Below are 18,312 nucleotides of genomic sequence, written 5' to 3' on the forward strand. Positions count from 1 at the left end.
ATAAGTATAGTAATGAAAACAAGAAACAAAAAAGCCGACGATAACGTCGGCTTTTTTTAATTTCTAAAAGTGTGCTTATAACTTAAATATATAAACAAATATCTGAATCGCCAGCAAAATCGAAGAATGTCGCTGCGCCAACATACTCCAGCCCATCCATGAAGTCCTTTTCAGCGTCGAATCCGAATAGCTCAACCGTCATTTGGCAAGCTAGGAATCTAACTTCTGCTTCCTGACAAAGCTCGCGTAATTCAGCGATTGAAGCAACACCATTATTAGCGATGGTTTTCTTCATTAACGTTGTCGCAATTGCTTCATAACCAGGTAGGTTAGACTGAATAATGTTTGGGATATTCCAGTTAATTCCCTGGAACCACTTTGGGCCAACCGGCATTTTCATCGGCATGCCAGGGTTTCCAAGAGGGCTAACTTGTAGATCACTCACGTCTTTCTTTAAAAGTTGTAAGCCATAAAAAGTACAAAATACTTCTACTTCATAACCTAATGCAGCAGCCGTAGATGCCAGGATAAAGGGAGGGTAAGCCCAGTCCAACGTACCTTTAGTGGCAATGATTGCTAGTTTCTTCTGCTCCATTTTTCTACCTCTTAGCTTATTTGTTTGGGTTAATAATCGCCCGACTATAACAGAAAACAATAATATACTGAAATACTATAATTTATTGTCTTTATAGGTTCCATTAATCAACAAATGGGTCTCTATAAATTTAACGGACAAAATTTCTTACTAGATGCATAATTTAAAACTTATTAATGCGATCAGGGTAATAAGAAAGAATGAGAGTCTCACGGTTTTATCAAGAAGGCGATATCCAAGAAGGGGAAGAAATGGATTTAAGTCAGGCTAATCATCGGCATGCAGTGCAAGTACTTCGTCTAAAAAAAGGCGATAACCTGATTCTTTTTAATGGACGTGGTGGAGAGTATCAGGCATCCGTTATAGCGACAGATAAACGCCAATCCCAGGTACTTATTGAAAACCATATTCAAATTGATCGAGAGTCTTCATTAGAACTCACTTTAATACTGGCTAATATTAAACCCGATAAAATGGATTACGCGATTCAAAAAGCAGTTGAACTGGGTGTCTCAACGATTCAACCCATGTACACAAAACGCAGTGTAATAAAACTGAAAAGTAATCGTCTCGAAAAAAAGATGCAACATTGGCAAGGGGTAATAATTGCCGCTTGTGAACAATCAGGCCGAACCTCGATTCCAGAGATAAAGAAACCTTGTGACTTTAACGAGATTTTCAGCCTTTATGCAGAGACAACACAAATATCAATGCTGCCTGGCTCAGAAAATAAAATACAACAAATGAAACTTGATGAGAGCCATAACGGAGTATCGTTAATTATCGGGCCAGAAGGTGGCTTTAGTGATGATGAAGAGAAGATTATGCAAACTAACAAGGTGCACTCTGTAAATTTTGGGAAACGTATTTTACGCGCAGAAACTGCTGTAGTGGCTGGTATTACCGCGTGTCAGATGACGTGGGGTGATTTGAGCTAGAAATAATTTATTATAAAGTTCATCCTGTTAATTCAATTAGTAAATGCAATTAGCATTATATATTGAGAGATATCCTTAATGCTTATGGGATAAGGAATTTTATTTTTAGCTCTGGTAAAGTAGCGCAACATTTTGATTTTATGCTTAGTATTAGTCTTTAATCGCTGAAGCATTTAATAGTAAAGGGGAAAATTCAATGCCGCTGAAATTAGGTATACCACGCGAAACAGCGAAAGGTGAGCGTCGCGTGGCTATCGATCCTACAGTTATTACAAAACTAACTAAGTTGGGTGTCGAAGTCTATGTGGAAAAGGGAGCTGGCGAATCTGCATTGATATCAGATTCGCAGTTTAAAGGAGCAATTTTAGTCTCTGATTTTGCAGAGTTATGCGAAAGCTCAGATATTATCTGGCGCGTTCAAGCTCCAACTCCTGATGAAGTAAAGCAAATGCGTGATGGCACTGTTTTGATCAGTACCTTAATGGCACATAACAATATTGCTATGCTAAAGAGTCTGCAAGACAAGAAGATAACCAGTTTTGGCATGGAATTGATTCCTCGCATCTCACGTGCGCAGTCCATGGATGTGTTGTCATCACAGGCAGCGATTGCTGGTTATAAAGCAGCGATTATGGGCGCTGACATTGCTCCACGATTCTTCCCTATGTTAACAACCGCAGCAGGCACTATCAGACCATCAAAAGTCATCGTAATTGGTGTGGGTGTTGCTGGTCTTCAAGCAATCGCTACGGCTAAGCGTCTTGGTGCAGTAGTTGAAGCGTATGATGTTCGCCCTGAGACGAAAGAACAAATCGAATCATTGGGTGCAAAAGCGATTGTGCTTAAAATATCAGCAGTTGGTAAAGGCGGCTATGCGCGTGAGCTTTCTGCGGAAGAGCGAGAACAGCAACAACAAGAGTTAGCAGATTACATCGCTCTGGCGGATGTGCTTATTACCACTGCTCAAGTCCCAGGTAAGCCGGCACCGAAAATCATTCCTCAAAGCACAGTTGAAGGTATGAAAGAAGGTGCCGTAATTATAGATTTAGCTGCTGAGGGTGGTGGAAACTGTAGCTTAACAAAGCCGGGTGAAACAATTAAGCATGGCAGTGTAGTAATACATGGTCCACTTGATGTGGCGAGCCAGGTGCCAATTCATGCGAGTGAAATGTACGCCAAAAACTTATTTAACTTTACCCAGTTACTCATCGATGAAAGTGGCAATTATGTTCCAAATTATGAAGATGAAATCGTCATAGGGGCTTTGCTAACCAAAGATGGTGAAGTGATGCACGAAGGTACGGTAGAACTACTAAATAAAACCTTAGGGGAAAGATAATGGAAGGGTTTGTTGCACTTTATATTTTTATGCTGGCAGCTGTGACTGGATATGAAATCATTTCAAAAGTACCAGTAATATTGCACACGCCATTAATGTCAGGTTCTAACTTTATTCACGGCATTGTTCTGGTAGGAGCGATGGTTGCTATGGGGCATGCAGAAACCACCACACAAACTGTTATAGGGTTTATTGCAGTAGTTTTAGCTGCGGGAAATGCTGTCGGTGGTTACGTAGTAACCGAGCGAATGCTAGAGATGTTTAAATCTAGTAACTCCAATAACAAAGATAAGAAGGAGGGTTAAGTCATGCCAGATCTTGTTATCCAAGCAACTTACTTCCTGGGTGCATTGTTATTCATTCTTGGATTGAAACAGATGAGCTCTCCGGTTACTGCCCGAAGAGGTATTGTCTGGGCCGGTGTGGGTATGGTTCTTGCTACTCTAATCACTTATTTCCATCATGAAATAAATCACAATTATATTTTGATGACCGTGGCTATCGCCATAGGTGGAATTATTGCTTATGTCAGTGGCAAGAAAGTTGCGATGACTGATATGCCGCAAATGATCGCGTTATATAACGGTATGGGTGGTGGAGCAGCAGCAGCTATAGCTGCAGTTGTACTTATTCAGCAACAACCTATGAGTTTGACTGTGCAGACGTTAGCCGTTGTAGGTGCGTTGATAGGAACTGTGGCATTTTCTGGCTCTTTGATTGCTTTCTTTAAGCTTCAAGGAATTATGAAGGGTGTTATTCGCTTTCCGATGCAACAATGGATGAATGCATTGGTCTTTGTCATTACCTTAACGTTTGGCCTTGCCATCATACTTAGCGGCACTCAATATGAAATGAGTTCGCTTGCTATTTTCTTTGTTCTAGCGCTAGTTTTTGGTGTGTTGATGACAGTGCCTATTGGCGGCGCTGATATGCCAGTGGTGATTTCTTTATACAATGCTTTAACTGGCCTGGCTGTGGGCTTTGAAGGATTTGTGCTGGAAAATCCGGCAATGATGATAGCAGGTATCGTCGTAGGTTCTGCAGGTACTCTGCTCACTCAGTTAATGGCAAAAGCGATGAATCGCCCGATCACGAATGTTCTTTTCAGTAACTTTGGTGATGGCGGAAGTGGCGAGTCTTCTGACGTTTCTGGCAGTATGAAAGAAATAGACAGTACGGACGTTGCTGTAATGATGGCATTTGCAGAGAAAGTAATTGTAATTCCAGGTTATGGCATGGCGGTTGCGCAGGCTCAGCACAAAGTTTGGGAAATGACTAAGCAACTTCAGGAAAGAGGCGTTAGTGTAAAGTTCGCTATTCATCCTGTTGCTGGACGTATGCCTGGACACATGAATGTACTATTGGCAGAAGCTGGAGTACCTTACGATATTATTTATGATCTTGATGAGATTAATGACGAGTTTGCGACAACTGATGTGGTGTTAGTTATTGGTGCAAATGATGTTGTTAACCCTGCCGCAAGAACTGATGCTAACAGTCCAATTTATGGCATGCCTATCTTAAATGCTGATTACGCCAAGAATGTCATTGTGGTCAAACGTGGTAAAGGAGCTGGATTCTCGGGTATTGAAAACCATCTGTTTTTTGCAGATAACACACGTATGTTATACGGAGATGGTCAAGCAGTAGCCAGTGAATTGGTATCAAATATTAAAGAACTTTAGCCGTTTTCTGATCTCTAATATTTAAATATTAGAGAGTATATGTCATAAAAGCCTCTTGCAAAAGAGGCTTTTATTTTGTTTGTTATGCACAGTTAAGAGACACTTGGACTAAATATTTTTTGATAAAAGTTTGAACGTAGTTCAAATAATCTAACTTATTGATATTAAATAATTATTAGTTTTTTCTAATATTCTTATGATTAGTAATCGTTGTAGTTAATGGGATTTTTACCTTCAAAAGCTGGCCTTTATCCACAAAGTTATCCACAGGGTTTTTATAATTTTAAAAAATACACTTAAAAAGATTAACTATCATTCTATTTTATGATTTCATTTATGATTCAATCTTAGTCTATTATTTTTTTCATTTAAAAATAGTTTAAAACTATTCCTTTAAATCCCAAGCTAGGATCTTTGTTTGTCACAAGAGAGTTTTACTAATGTCGTCCGAGTAGCAATTCAGAGGCCTTTATACATGCTTCTGGATTACTCATGTGATTCTGAACTTCATCCTGAACCAGGTTGTCGAGTTAGAGTGTCGCTTGGAAACTCTGTCATCACAGGAATCGTTGTAGAGACTGGTGTAGAGAGTGAATTTAAAACACTGAAACCTATTATTGAAATATTAGATCAATCTCCTCTCATTGATGAGAAATTACTGAGTTTGCTGCACTGGTCGAGTAGTTACTATTTTCACCCGTTGGGTGAAGTGTTATTCCACGCATTACCTGTCGATCTCAGGAAAGGTAAAAACGTTCCCAAAATAGAAATCTGGAATGTTACAAAAGCAGGTTTGGAGTTGCTTGAGGGTGAATTAAAAAGAGCGCCTAAACAACAGGCCATGCTTGATTATGTGATTCAGAAGGTAGGGGCGGACGCAAATGGCCTTAAGCAATTGTTAGGGGATAACTGGAGAAGTACGTCACGTGAACTAATCAAAAAAGAGTTAGTTACGATTGAAGAAATAGATCCACAAAAAATAACTACTCCTGCTAATCATGTATTCTCAGTAAATCCTCCACATCATTTAACCGAAGAGCAGCAGCAATGTTTAACAGATATTGATACACACTTTAAAGAACCTAAACTGCTTCCTATTTTACTCCATGGCATTACCGGTAGCGGAAAAACAGAAGTCTATCTGAGTGTCATAGCTCCAATATTAAAAGCTAAAAAACAGGTGCTAGTGCTAATCCCTGAGATTGGTTTGACTCCCCAATTGCTTTCTCGATTTAGGCAATATTTTCCTGATAGTAATATTGATTGTTTGCATTCCGGTCTAGCTGATGGAGAGCGTACTAGGGTCTGGTTGGGGGCAAAATCAGGCAGTATCGATATTGTAATAGGCACTCGCTCCGCTGTGTTCACGCCGCTTCTAAATCCTGGAATGATCCTGATAGATGAAGAGCATGATGCTTCGTTCAAGCAACAGGAAGGTTTCCTGTATCAAGGTCGTGATATGGCGATTAAGCGCGCTCATGATCTAAGTATTCCTATATTACTTGGCAGCGCTACTCCATCTTTGGAATCTTTATATAATGTAGAGAAAGAACGCTATCACTATTTGCGATTAAATAATCGGCCGGGTGCTAGTAATCCTCCAGATATCGCATTGCAGGATATTCGCACGTTACCGTTGGATGCCGGTATTAGTAGTTTGATGATGACTGATATTAGACAGCATCTGGATAATAACAATCAGGTCATGTTGTTTTTAAATCGGCGTGGCTTTGCCCCAGTTTTGATGTGCCAGGATTGTGGTTGGCATGCTGTTTGTAGCCATTGTGATATGGGTATGACTTACCATGCATCGATGGGCAAGATCATCTGTCATCATTGTGGCTATGAAGAGCGTGTAAAATCCACTTGCCCTGATTGCAGCAGCACGAAACTAACAACACAAGGTCAAGGCACAGAGCGTATCGAAGAAGTCCTCAATACGCATTTTCCAGAAACTCCGGTTATAAGGATTGATCGTGATAGCACCTCAAGAAAAGGCTCATTAGAAGAAAAGCTAGAGCTGGTTAATAGTGGAGAGCCAGTAATATTGATTGGTACTCAAATGTTAACTAAGGGACATGATTTTCCAAAACTGACTCTGGTTGGCATTCTGGATGTGGATCAGGCCTTGTTTAGCATGGACTATCGCGCTCATGAGCGGTTAGCCCAGCAGGTTTTGCAAGTCGCTGGACGAGCAGGTAGAGGAGAGGCAAAAGGCAAAGTAATATTGCAAACATCTCAACCACAACATCCTATGTTGTTGAGTTTATTATCACAAGGCTATGCAAGTACAGCACAACAAATATTGAACGAAAGAAAGCTATGGAACTACCCACCCCTAGGGTGTCAGGCACTAGTTCGGGTTAACGCTCTGGATTTACAGCTCGCGCATAATTTTATTAGTACCTTAGGTGCCGACTTAGCAGCGATTAACAGTGAAAAAGTCATGCTGCTTGGACCCATGCCTTCTCCCTTAGCGAGAAGGGCAAAAAGATACCGTTTTCAACTATTAATCTCTGCTGAAAAAAGAGGAGATTTACATGGTTTTTTACATAGTGTATTGAGTATTATTAGCAAAATTAGAAAAACGGGTGGTGTTCGCTGGATGATAGATGTTGACCCGGTAGATTTTTTATAAAATTGTAAAAAACAGATAAAAACGTAGTAAATGCAAGTTTTTTACTGCCAAGTCTCATGAGAAGGTTCTTGTAAGTGTACGAAAATAATGGCATTATTGATGCTGGGGATTTCTTGCTCTAAAAAGAATTTAAATAATTATAGCTGGCTTTTAAAAGCTAAAGAGTGAATTAAATGTATAAGGATTTTAAGCAAAGCGAATCACTGGACACAGGATTCGTGGGCGGAAGCGGTATTATCTGGATGTTCTCAGGAATCGTTCTTGGTTTGTTAGTAGGTATGGGGATGTACTACTTTTCAAACGATAAAGATTCAAGAATTCGAATAGTTGATTCTTTGCAAAAGAAAATAGAGAGTACTCAGTCAGCAGATAAGTCTGCGCCATCGCTGAATAACTTCTCACAACGAACAATACCTCCTGCAAATAGAATTGAGCCAGCTAAAGCAAAACAAAGTAATGAAAGCAAATTTAGTTACTATGCCGTTTTGCCAACACTTGATGTGCCAGTAAACTCTTCTCGCCCAATCGATACGCGCAAGCAGGTTGTCAATAAGGTAGAAGATCTTAATGCTCAGCCACAAGCTGAATTAGTTGCTCAAGTTGATACCACTCATGAAGAGGCTCAGGCAGAAACTCATAATATCGGTGATTATTTGTTACAAGTAGCATCCTTTAAAAAAGAGAGCATGGCAGACAAAACCCGTGGACGTTTAAACAACCAAGGTATTGATGCTTACGTACAAAAGAAGAAAGTTAAAGGTAGATATTGGTACCGTGTCGTAGCTGGTCCAGTTGATCAGATGAGTGTTGATAATTGGAAACTTACCGCTGAAAAATTAGGGCATAAACCCCTCGTTATCTCAGTTAGATAAGTTTGGAGTGAGTTTTGGCAAAGGTTGAATCAGTTTTGGAAAATACTGCTTTAGACACGAGTCAGGATAAAGCTGAAGCGGCAAGCTTAATGCAGGGACAAATCGAGTACCTGTACAAAAATAAAACGCTCGGCATCTGGAGTAATATCTTACTTGCAGGTGTATTGTTAGTTTTTTTCTGGTTACATTTTTCAAATAAACAGGTTTCTCTTTTAATCTGGTTTGGCCTCGTTGTCACAGTTAGCCTTGTCAGATATTTGATGGGTAAAAGCTTCAAGCCAAAACGTCAATATACACAGCAAGAATTAACCAGTTGGGCTAATAGACACGTCTTTTTCACAACCTTATTGAGCACTATCTGGGGTTTGACTGGAATTGTGTTTTTCCCTAATGATTTAGCCCATCTAGGTTTATTGGTTTTTATACTCTTCAGTGTATTACTCTCTGCAATCCCCACATTAGCTGCATCAAGAATTGCCTACTACTTTCAGATAATCGTTACATTAGTACCCACCACGCTGTTACTTTTCCTGAGTAAAGATATTGGACATGACTTATTTGCCCTTTCGATAATTGTAATGGCAGGTACATTGGTTTTAGTTTCAGGTTACATCTACAGCCTTTTATTTGAATTACAAAATGCGCAAATAGCATTGCAAGCGCTGGCAGATACAGATCAATTAACGGGTATTGCCAACCGTAGACATTTTGACAGAAAGTTTAAAGTGGAATGGCGCAGAGCAATGCGTGAGCAAACACCTATCTCTTTATTGTTGATAGATGTCGATCATTTCAAAAAGTATAACGATACCTATGGTCATCAAGCAGGTGACAGATGTTTGCAGCAAATTGCTAAAGCATTGGAATCTGTTTCACACCGTCCCGCTGATTTGGCATCACGTTATGGTGGTGAAGAATTTGCAGTATTACTACCGGTTACATCTCAGGAAAATGCAGCAATGCTCGCTGAGCGATTGCGTAAGAAGATAGAATCACTGAAAATTGAACACTCAAAGTCTGAATTCGGTATTGTCACTATTAGTGTTGGTGTTTCGTGTTGTAAACCAGTTTGGGACTTCACAGGTAATACGCCAGATGAAGAGCAGAAGGTTACCTTCCCAGCCATGTTGCTAACGGCTTCTGATAACGCTTTGTATGTATCCAAAGAACAGGGTAGAAACCAGATTTCAGAACAGGGATGTGGCGATCAAAAAATGTCCAAAGTGTTGCAAAAGCAGAAAGAAGAAAATATTCCGATCGCTTAATCAGATCTTCTCTAACGAAAACATCAAGTTTTTGTTAAAATCACTGTAATGTTTAATCTTAAAGTCACCCCCCCACTTTTAGCCCTTTTTCTTGCGAACAGGATATTGCCACTCAATATGCAATTTATCGCAGAAAAGATCTGTTGCGACCTGATATGAAATCCTCTGAACAGTCTAAGTCAAATCACTCAAAAAAAGAGCAATCGAGTGGAGCACAGCGTCGTGCCATGCAAAAACATCTGTTTGATTTACTCAGCAAGTGCCGAGGGTCTCAGCGTTTTTTCCTGTCTAATAAAATCAGACAATTATCTAGATTAAAGGCCGGTGATAAATCTTACGATTCTCGTTTGAAAAAGTTAGAAGCCGATATCAATACTTCCATAGAAAAAAGAAAACTTCGTCTACAACGTTTACCAAAAGTAGATTATCCAGAAGAATTACCGGTTGCAGAACGTCGCGATGAAATAATAAAGACCATCAAAGAAAATCAAGTCACTATCATTTGTGGTGAGACAGGTTCGGGTAAAACGACCCAGTTACCAAAAATGTGTCTGGAACTTGGGCGAGGTATCGATGGAATTATTGGACATACTCAACCACGCCGAATTGCAGCAAGAAGCGTTGCTGCTCGTATTGCCGAAGAGCTAAAAACTGAATTAGGCTCGGTAATTGGTTACAAAGTTCGTTTTCATGATCAGCTGCAAGATGACAGTTACGTTAAATTGATGACAGATGGCATTCTGCTGGCTGAAATTCGTAATGATCGCTATCTTAATCAGTACGATACCTTGATTATTGATGAGGCTCACGAGCGAAGTCTCAATATTGATTTTCTGCTGGGTTATTTACGCTGGTTATTGCCACGTCGTAAAGATCTAAAAATCATTATTACTTCAGCAACAATTGATCCTGAGCGCTTTGCAAAGCATTTTAACTTCACCGGTAAAGAAGATGGTGATGCACCGATTATCAATGTGTCTGGTAGAACCTTCCCCGTTGAAATTCGTTACAATCCGTTAATTCCTGATGTAAAGAAATCTAATTCAAAAAGTGATGAGGAGAATCAGGAAGAAGCTAAAGAAAAAGACATGCTACAAGCAATTGTCGATGCGACCGATGAGCTGATGTTAGAGAAGCCCGGTGGGATTTTAATCTTCTTGTCTGGCGAACGAGAAATTCGACAAACAACCGAAGCATTAACCAAGCATCACAAAGCCAGTGTTGAGATACTGCCGTTATTTGCTCGATTGTCAGCGGCTGAGCAAAATAAGATATTCCATCCTACGGGTGCTCGTAGAATCGTACTTGCAACCAACGTTGCTGAGACTTCGTTGACTGTACCGGGTATTAAATACGTGATTGATGCCGGAATGGCTCGTATATCGCGTTATTCGTGGCGCTCACGTGTTCAAAGACTTCCAATAGAGAAAGTGTCGCAAGCATCCGCAAATCAGCGCTCAGGGCGTTGTGGGCGTACCAGTAGTGGTATCGCTATCAGACTCTATTCAGAAGATGATTTTGAATCAAGGCCAGAGTTTACCCTGCCAGAAATTCAACGTACCAATCTTGCTTCTGTGATCTTGCAATTAACGTCTCTTAATTTGGGGGATGTTTACGATTTCCCTTATTTAGAAGCGCCTGACACCGGCATGATTCGTGATGGCTACAAGCTGCTGTTTGAACTTGGGGCAGTTAATAAAGGCACAGGTGACCATATAAAAATCACCGATGTTGGTCGTAAGCTAGCAAGGCTTCCAACCGATCCAAGATTGGGCAGAATGTTAGTGGCAGCTCAAGAGTTGGGTGTACTACAAGAGGTGCTAGTGATAGTTAGTGCTTTGTCGATACAAGATGTTCGAGAACGCCCTATGGATAAGCAGCAGGCGTCTGATCAAAAGCATAGTCGCTTCAAGGATGAGAGTTCTGATTTTATCAGCCTACTAAAGTTATGGGATTACTATCACGATAAAAATGGTGAGTTGTCACAGGGGCAATTACGAAAGCTTTGTCGTAAAGAGTTCTTATCTTTTATGCGTTTACGTGAGTGGAACGAAACGTATCGACAACTCAAAATGAGTCTGAAAGAAACTGATTTAAATATAGCTAAACCAGACAGGTCAAAAAAAGCGAAGCTTCAGCAATTAAGCAAGCATCAAAAAAATAATAAATCAGTCAAAAACAAACAAACACAAAATGCTGATGAAGACGAAGATAAGTACAGCGCAAGTTACAACGTCATCCATCAGAGTCTGTTAACTGGGCTACTGAGCAATATTGGTTTCAAAGAAGATAACAACGAATTTCAGGGCGTTAATAACCGCAAGTTTTTCGTCTTTCCAGGGTCTGCGCTTTATAAAAAGCCACCAAAGTGGATCATGTCTGCTGAGATTGTCGATACCTCTCGCCTTTTCGCCAGAACGGTTGCCAAAATACAGCCTGAGTGGGTGGAATACTCAGCGAAACATTTATTAAGTCACCATTACAGCGAACCACGTTGGGAGAAAAAAGCAGCACAGGTAGTTGCCGATCAAAAAACGTCTTTATATGGGTTGACGATTACACCCAAGAAGCGCGTCAGCTTCGGCCCCATAGATGCAGTAATTTCTAGGCAGTTATTTATTCGTCATGCGTTAGTCTATGGGGAGTATTCGTGTAATGCGGCATTCTTCAAACACAATCGACAATTAATTGAAGAAGTTGAAAATCTGGAAGCAAAATCGCGTCGACGAGATATTCTTGTTGATGAAGAAATTCTGTTCGATTTTTATGACCAGATTATCCCAGAGAATATTTACAACGGACCTGCGTTTGAGAAGTGGCGAAAGAGCTACGAAAAAGGTAATGAAGACGCTTTAAAGCTTACGCGCGATTACTTAATGAAACGTGATGATTCTCACGTGCACGGTGAGTTGTATCCAGACCATCTTGATGTGGCGGATATGATTTTGCCGCTAAGCTATCATTTTGAGCCGGGTGCAAGTGATGATGGTGTTACGGTGAGAATTCCAGCGGCTGCGCTTAATCAACTATCTAGTTCGGACTTTGATTATTTAGTACCCGGTATGCTCGAAGAGAAAATCACAGAATTTATCCGAAGCCTGCCCAAGCAAGTCAGAAAGCAATTTGTACCCGCACCTGAGTATGCAAAAGCCTGTTTAGAATCATTAAACGCGAGTATTAATGCACAGGAAACTAAGCCAGAGAAAGATCAGGAAAAATTGTCCATAGTGAGAGCAATCAGTACTGCGTTGCATAGAATCACTGGACACAGAATCAGCGAAGAACTACTCGAAAACTACCAGTTTAGTGATCACATGCTGATGCGTTTTGAAGTGATGGATGAAGCCGGTAAAGTTATCGGGTCTGGTCGCAATATCGAAAAGCTAAAGAAAACAGTCGCCTATAAAGGCTCTGGAAAAGTGGTCACTAAAGCTAAAGGAGCAACCAGCAAGATAGAACGAAGCGGTATTGAAAAATGGGATTTTGATACGCTTCCAGAAAGCGTCGTTATGGATGTTTCCGGGATGAAAATTAAAGCGTGGCCAGCGCTTGTAGACAAGGGTGATTCGGTAGACATCAAGTTGTTTGATTCGCCGCAAAAAGCCCAACAGCAAAGTGGCTTATTACGTTTAATACTTCTCGAATACAAAGATAAGCAAAGAGAGCTTTCGAAGCAAATACCAGACATTCAGAAAATGTGTTTATTCTATGCATCAACGGGAAAATGTGATGAATTAACTAACAGTATTATTGAGAACACTTTCAGGCTTACGTTTGTTACCAATGAATTGCTGGATAAAAAACATGGCAGTGAGCTTTCTGAGAAACAGTTTACTGATCAATTAAAAACTCAAGAACCCAAACTGAAACAAAATTTAGAAGAGTTGTGTCAGCAGTTATTGACGGTTTTGTCGTTAAATCATGATATCCGTAAGCAGTTAAAAGGCAATATAGATTTCAGTCTATTAGAGACGCTGAATGATGTGACAGACCAACTCAATTCGTTAGTTTATCCAGGTTTTCTTGATACGCTTAATATAGAAGAAATTCGTCAATATCCGCGTTATCTCAAAGCCATTGTAAAACGTTTAGATAAACTGGCAGGTGATGCGCATAAAGATCGTGGTTTACGTTTGCAGATACAATCGCTGTGGGATGATTATAAAGCACTGTTGAAAAAGCATGGATCAAGTCAGGACTTGGTTGAATTTAGATGGATGCTTGAAGAGTTCAGGGTATCTTTATTTGCTCAGGATTTGGGAACGGCATATCCGGTATCTGAGAAAAGACTTAGAAAACGGTTTAATGAAATAAAGAGCCAATTTTCTTAATAGGCTTAATCAAAGTAAATGGTCTTGAAAAAAGTGCCCAAAAGTAGGGGGGTGACTTTTCCTTATTATATGTTCGAGTTATATGTACAAGCTAACATTCAAACGTAAAAAAGCAGGCGAGGGAAGGCCTGCTTTTTTACATAAGTTGTTTTGTATTTGGTAGTTTATTACATAACTATTTTCTGGATAGCGTCTGCCGCACGTTTAACATCAAGGAAGATTAATCCAAGTCGTGCTTCTGGTTTTGTTAACACTGTGACAACTGCTTCAGGGCCCGCATAGGTCATTAATATATAACCATGATCGCCTTTGATTAGCACTTGTTCTAATTTACCCCGTGCTAACTCTTCAGCGGTTCGATCACCGAGTGATAACATTGCTGCACTCATTGCGCCGACACGGTCTTCATCCATTCCCGAAGGAAGTAGTGAATCCATCATTAAACCATCTGTAGATAAAACAGCAGATGCTTCAATATCAGCACTTGAGCCGTTTAAGTCGCTCAATATTGAACTAAGCATTTCAGAACGCATGTTGTGTACCCCTCGTAAATATTATATTTGTTATTATATGTGTCATTGCTTAATTTATCGTTCTCTTGCATGCACACTATAAATTAGTTAGTAAAATAAATCCTATTAGTCCGATAGACTGCTATGTGCGGCCTATTGTATTTGTTTATTGAATTGATCTGATTGTTAAGTAGTCGCCCCATAACGTCTCATCAGCGACCACACAAGTTGCTTGAAAGCAGGTCTATTGAGTTGTGGCATGCCGTGAATGACTAAGGCAAATTGGTTAAAACCAATATACAAAGGCCAGAAACCTACTTCGCTATTGCCAGCAGCATCAATCAAACCCCAGGCGTGTTGGTTGAAACGTAAGTTACCGTGTAATAATCGCTTATGTCTTTGATAAACCTCAGAAAGATTTGCGCTTATGGCCGCTAACTCTTCTGCTGCCTCATGTGGAAATCCAGAAGCACCGAGGTAAAGTCCGCTGTGTTCAGCCAGTAATACCTTTTTAGAATCTGATAACGCCCCAAGTAATTCTTCAAGTGCATCTTCCAGGTTTTTTTCTGGCGCTGTTTCGATTTCTTGTTGGCCAGAAATTAAACCTAAAGTCTGCATTCTGTGAATAAGATTCGAGGCATCTTCAAGTTCCATCTCGCATAACTCAATCACTGAGTTATCAGTAAGTTCTGGGCTATCGTCCATCATCAGCAACTTAAGTAAGATGCTACGTGTTACATCACTGGCATTATCTTGCACTGCGTAATAGGCACCTCGCGGTGTTATGTTGATGTATAAATTACTATTAAGTGAAAAACTACTCATTAAGCCGCGATCCCTGGGTCAAGTGAATAAAGTAAAGCTTGTATTAATGATGAGACATCTTGGCGTTCACGCGCATCAACAGTAAATACAGGTGCTGATACAGAAAACTCGCTAAGCCACTGTCTATAATCATCTATGCTTGGTGTTTTTTGCTCATCCATTCGGGTTATGCCGATAACTAAATCGCCCTGCTGAATGAATTTGCTAAAAGAATGTAGATAAAATTTTAAGTCTTGCTGAGGATTGTCTCTGGAATTATCCAGTAACAAAATCAAACCAAGCGCTCCTTTAGTGAGAATATCCCACATAAAACTAAAACGTTCCTGTCCGGGTGTTCCATATAAGTGAATTTTTTCTTTGCTACCAATATTGATGCGCCCGTAGTCCATCGCAACCGTTGTTTGTGGTTTGCGATCTTTTGTCATGTCACTGGCTTCTTCATTGGTACTGACAATAGGAATGTCACTCATTGTTTGAATCGCAGTAGTTTTTCCTGCGCCAACTGGCCCAGTAAATATTATTTTTTTGTTTGTAATAGCCGTATTAGTTTTAGACATATCAGTAATTACCTAGTTAAGACTTTAATCTTTTAAGGAGTCTTCCAAAGAAACCACGTTCTTTCTTTTGCTCGTTAGAAGAAGCATTCAATTTGAAAGCAAACTTAGATGTTTTAAGTTTGCTGCTATTAAATTCGATCATATCTAAAGCCATTGCAGCATTGTAAAAAGCAAATACATAACATTCAGGTATATTCAACCACTTGGGTATATCGCTCAGGCTGCCCGGATGTTTGCTGAATACAGCAGCAATATTCATGACATGTGGAAATGATTCATTTCGAGTGAGGTTAGGCCAGGTTTTCAAGCCTATTTTCTTTTTAAGATCTGTGTGAGCTAAAAGTCTACCGCGAGAGGTGAGCAAGCTAACAGTCCATATAAATGCTTCAAACGAATGCGCATTCTTTGGATTCTCTATCGATTTAGTTTGGTAAAGTTTGATTTCGCTGTAATCTAATTCATGAATTTTAAAATTATCAGGATTTACAGTATTGAAGCAAAAGTTAACGAATGCTTCGTTATCGACTGGGTAATTGCAATAGATCGAATCATCTTTAGCATTAATCACAATCATGATGTCATTATGTTTAAGTCTTATTATCTTTTCATTGTGTTCTTTGGCCACTTCAATTTGATCGAGTAAAATGGATAACATATGTTGATTAAGATTGTAATAATCATCTTTTGGATCTTTGTTCTTTAGGTTTTTTTCTTTATAGCCACACAACTGGGTCCAGCGTGTCTCTGCTTTTGTTTGGTCAGTTTCGATATTTGATGTTTGAGCTGTATTTGTTTTTGTATCAGCTTCTTGTCTGATTTCGTTTAATAAAGATTGAAGTTCGGTTTCTGCAGATTTAGTTTTATCTTCACTTGGTTTTGCTTTTTTACCGATTAATGCATCAGTCGCCAATCCAATGTCGGTTATCTCACCCATTTGAATATCTATAAGCGTCTTTTCTGCCTTGGCTGCTGATTTTTTAACGGTTTCATCAATATTGATATTCAAGTTATTAGGCAAATCTTCTTCATCTAATTCATCAACATGAACATCCATTAAATTGATCGCTGATCCATCATCTTCTATAGAAACTTTCTTTTTAGATTCATCTAGCTGTAAAGATTCCAGGTCAAAATTAAACAAATCCTGTTCCAGTTTTGCTTCCATCTCTTCTTCACTGGGAGGGAGAGTCTCTGTTTCAATGGTGTGGATGTCGGCAATGATATCTTTGGATTCTATTTCCAGTGTTTCTACGAACGTTACTTCATCTGGATCGAGAACCGGAGCATCTTGCATCAACACATCTTCAATAATTAAAGATTTTTTATCAGGCGTTTCTGTTTTTTTGGTTTCACTTGTTGAATCTATAGTCAGATTATCAATAGTTGTTAATGACTCGGGAGCCAGTAAAGTGTCTTCTATGATAAATGGCTCTTCAATATCCATCGAATCATCATGTGCAAGAAAATCCTTAACTTCGACAGTCTTCTTGTCCGTTTTAGTATCGTCTTTTGTTAATAATTCTTCTTTAATTGAAGGTTTTTTAGATGATAATTGCGCTTCCAAGGATAGAGAGTCATTAACTGGTAAAGAGTCATTAACTGGTAAAGAGTCATCAGCCAGAAAAGAGTCATCAGCCTTTTCATTCGTTATTTCAGCTTCTTCAGCAATAGAAAGAGACTCTTCAACGGTTAGCAAGCTGTCTTCAAAGCTCTCTTCTTTTTTGGCTTTTGGTTTTTCTGGACTAACTTCGTCCTTGGTTTCTAAATTGATGAGTTCTATCGAAGCATCTAAATCAGTAGATGTTTCTGTATTTGATTTATCTGCAGTAATTTCAAGATCTGTAGTGTCAACGAACCCATCTGACAAGATCTCTTGATGCTCAGCGCTTTCATCTTGAATCAGTGAAGCTAATAAAGCGTCTATTTCATCACTATCAGAATTTTCTAAAATTTCTATAGTTTTGTTTATGGCCTCATTAACTTCAGGTTTCTTTTCATCGAAAGAGTTCTCCGCAATCGAGAGTTCTTCCTCAAAAGATGGCTCTTTAGTAGATAAAGAATCTTCAGACGCAAAAGGCTTTTCCCCCGCTTTAATAACTTCGTTGAAAATATCGAAATCTATTTCGTCTTTTTCAATTGTTTTATTTTTCTCATCCGCTGCATCTTCAATACTGTCTTCAACAATGACACTTGCTTTATTATTAAAACTTTCATCAAGCTCCTGAAGTGCATCTTCGTCAGAATTTAAAAGTTCTGCATCATTTAATATTTCATTATCTGATTCAGTCTCTGTGTCAGCATCTTTATCTAAAAGAGAGTTGAATTCAAAACCCGCGACAGAACCGGTCATAGCTAGTTCTTTAATGGAGATAGATTCTGATTTTCGACTTTTTAGTTGTTCGTTTGATACCGATAGTGTTTGCGGTTGAATTTGCGGACTAAATTCTGATTTACTTTCCTGATTTTCAAATTTTAATGACTCGATGAGTAAATTTTCTGCTGTCTCTTCTTCAGGTTCTTTAAAAACATCCAGAGCTAAATCTACAGCACTTTCATCTTGTTCAACCATATCCAGAAGAATTTCATCTTGAACAGACTCAACAGACTCAACAGACTCAACAGACTCAACAGACTCAACAGACTCAACAGACTCAACAGACTCAACAGATTCAACAGACTCAACAGATTCAACAGATTCAACAGATTCAACAGATTCAACAGATTCAACAGATTCAACAGATTCAACAGATTCAAC

General features: G+C 39.4%; 13 protein-coding genes. 8 read left to right on the top strand and 5 right to left on the bottom strand.

The features are described 5' to 3' along the window. Window positions 1-82: 82 nt before the first annotated feature. Complete coding sequence (locus tag Q1A31_RS17510; RefSeq protein WP_299879812.1) at window positions 83-595, bottom strand: DsrE/DsrF/DrsH-like family protein; 513 nt, start codon at window positions 593-595, stop codon at window positions 83-85. Between the two features lie 200 nt (window positions 596-795). Here Q1A31_RS17510 and Q1A31_RS17515 point away from each other — a divergent pair, with 200 nt between their 5' ends. The 8 genes from Q1A31_RS17515 to hrpA all read left to right on the top strand — a co-directional run bounded on the left by Q1A31_RS17515 (window position 796) and on the right by hrpA (window position 13,663). After that, the gene (locus Q1A31_RS17515; protein WP_299879815.1) at window positions 796-1,533 is read left to right on the top strand and encodes a 16S rRNA (uracil(1498)-N(3))-methyltransferase; all 738 of its coding nucleotides are present in this window, start codon (window positions 796-798) and stop codon (window positions 1,531-1,533) included. Between the two features lie 196 nt (window positions 1,534-1,729). Further along, entirely contained in the window at window positions 1,730-2,872 is a 1,143-nt protein-coding gene (locus tag Q1A31_RS17520; RefSeq protein ID WP_299879818.1) for an NAD(P) transhydrogenase subunit alpha, read from the top strand. Beyond that, complete coding sequence (locus tag Q1A31_RS17525; protein WP_366943045.1) at window positions 2,869-3,177, top strand: NAD(P) transhydrogenase subunit alpha; 309 nt, start codon at window positions 2,869-2,871, stop codon at window positions 3,175-3,177. The genes Q1A31_RS17520 and Q1A31_RS17525 overlap by 4 nt, the downstream gene beginning before the upstream one ends. A 3-nt stretch (window positions 3,178-3,180) precedes the next feature. Then, window positions 3,181-4,557 carry an NAD(P)(+) transhydrogenase (Re/Si-specific) subunit beta gene (locus Q1A31_RS17530; RefSeq protein WP_299879824.1) on the top strand — a complete coding sequence of 459 codons (1,377 nt, stop codon included), beginning with the start codon at window positions 3,181-3,183 and terminating at the stop codon, window positions 4,555-4,557. A gap of 418 nt (window positions 4,558-4,975) precedes the next feature. Beyond that, window positions 4,976-7,195, top strand: coding sequence for a primosomal protein N' (locus Q1A31_RS17535; RefSeq protein WP_299879828.1), 2,220 nt, complete (start codon window positions 4,976-4,978; stop codon window positions 7,193-7,195). Window positions 7,196-7,368: 173 nt separating this feature from the next. After that, a complete protein-coding gene (locus Q1A31_RS17540) occupies window positions 7,369-8,067 on the top strand; it encodes an SPOR domain-containing protein (RefSeq protein WP_299879831.1) in 699 nt (232 codons plus the stop codon). Between the two features lie 14 nt (window positions 8,068-8,081). Beyond that, entirely contained in the window at window positions 8,082-9,332 is a 1,251-nt protein-coding gene (locus Q1A31_RS17545; RefSeq protein ID WP_299879834.1) for a GGDEF domain-containing protein, read from the top strand. A gap of 155 nt (window positions 9,333-9,487) precedes the next feature. Then, the gene (gene hrpA, locus Q1A31_RS17550; protein ID WP_299879836.1) at window positions 9,488-13,663 is read left to right on the top strand and encodes an ATP-dependent RNA helicase HrpA; all 4,176 of its coding nucleotides are present in this window, start codon (window positions 9,488-9,490) and stop codon (window positions 13,661-13,663) included. A gap of 167 nt (window positions 13,664-13,830) precedes the next feature. Here hrpA and Q1A31_RS17555 read toward each other — a convergent pair whose 3' ends face one another. The 4 genes from Q1A31_RS17555 to Q1A31_RS17570 form a co-directional block, all read right to left on the bottom strand. Further along, entirely contained in the window at window positions 13,831-14,196 is a 366-nt protein-coding gene (locus tag Q1A31_RS17555; protein WP_299879839.1) for a roadblock/LC7 domain-containing protein, read from the bottom strand. A gap of 165 nt (window positions 14,197-14,361) precedes the next feature. Continuing rightward, the gene (locus tag Q1A31_RS17560; protein WP_299879842.1) at window positions 14,362-15,000 is read right to left on the bottom strand and encodes a hypothetical protein; all 639 of its coding nucleotides are present in this window, start codon (window positions 14,998-15,000) and stop codon (window positions 14,362-14,364) included. Next, window positions 15,000-15,557: an ATP/GTP-binding protein gene (locus tag Q1A31_RS17565; RefSeq protein WP_299879844.1), complete on the bottom strand. Its 558-nt coding sequence runs from the start codon at window positions 15,555-15,557 to the stop codon at window positions 15,000-15,002. Before Q1A31_RS17565 ends, Q1A31_RS17560 begins: the two co-directional genes overlap by 1 nt. Before the next feature lie 16 nt (window positions 15,558-15,573). Next, window positions 15,574-18,312: hypothetical protein (locus Q1A31_RS17570; protein ID WP_299879847.1), on the bottom strand; the 2,739-nt coding region annotated here is incomplete at its 5' end.

It is taken from the genome of uncultured Cocleimonas sp. (assembly GCF_947495625.1).
Classification (GTDB): domain Bacteria; phylum Pseudomonadota; class Gammaproteobacteria; order Thiotrichales; family Thiotrichaceae; genus Cocleimonas.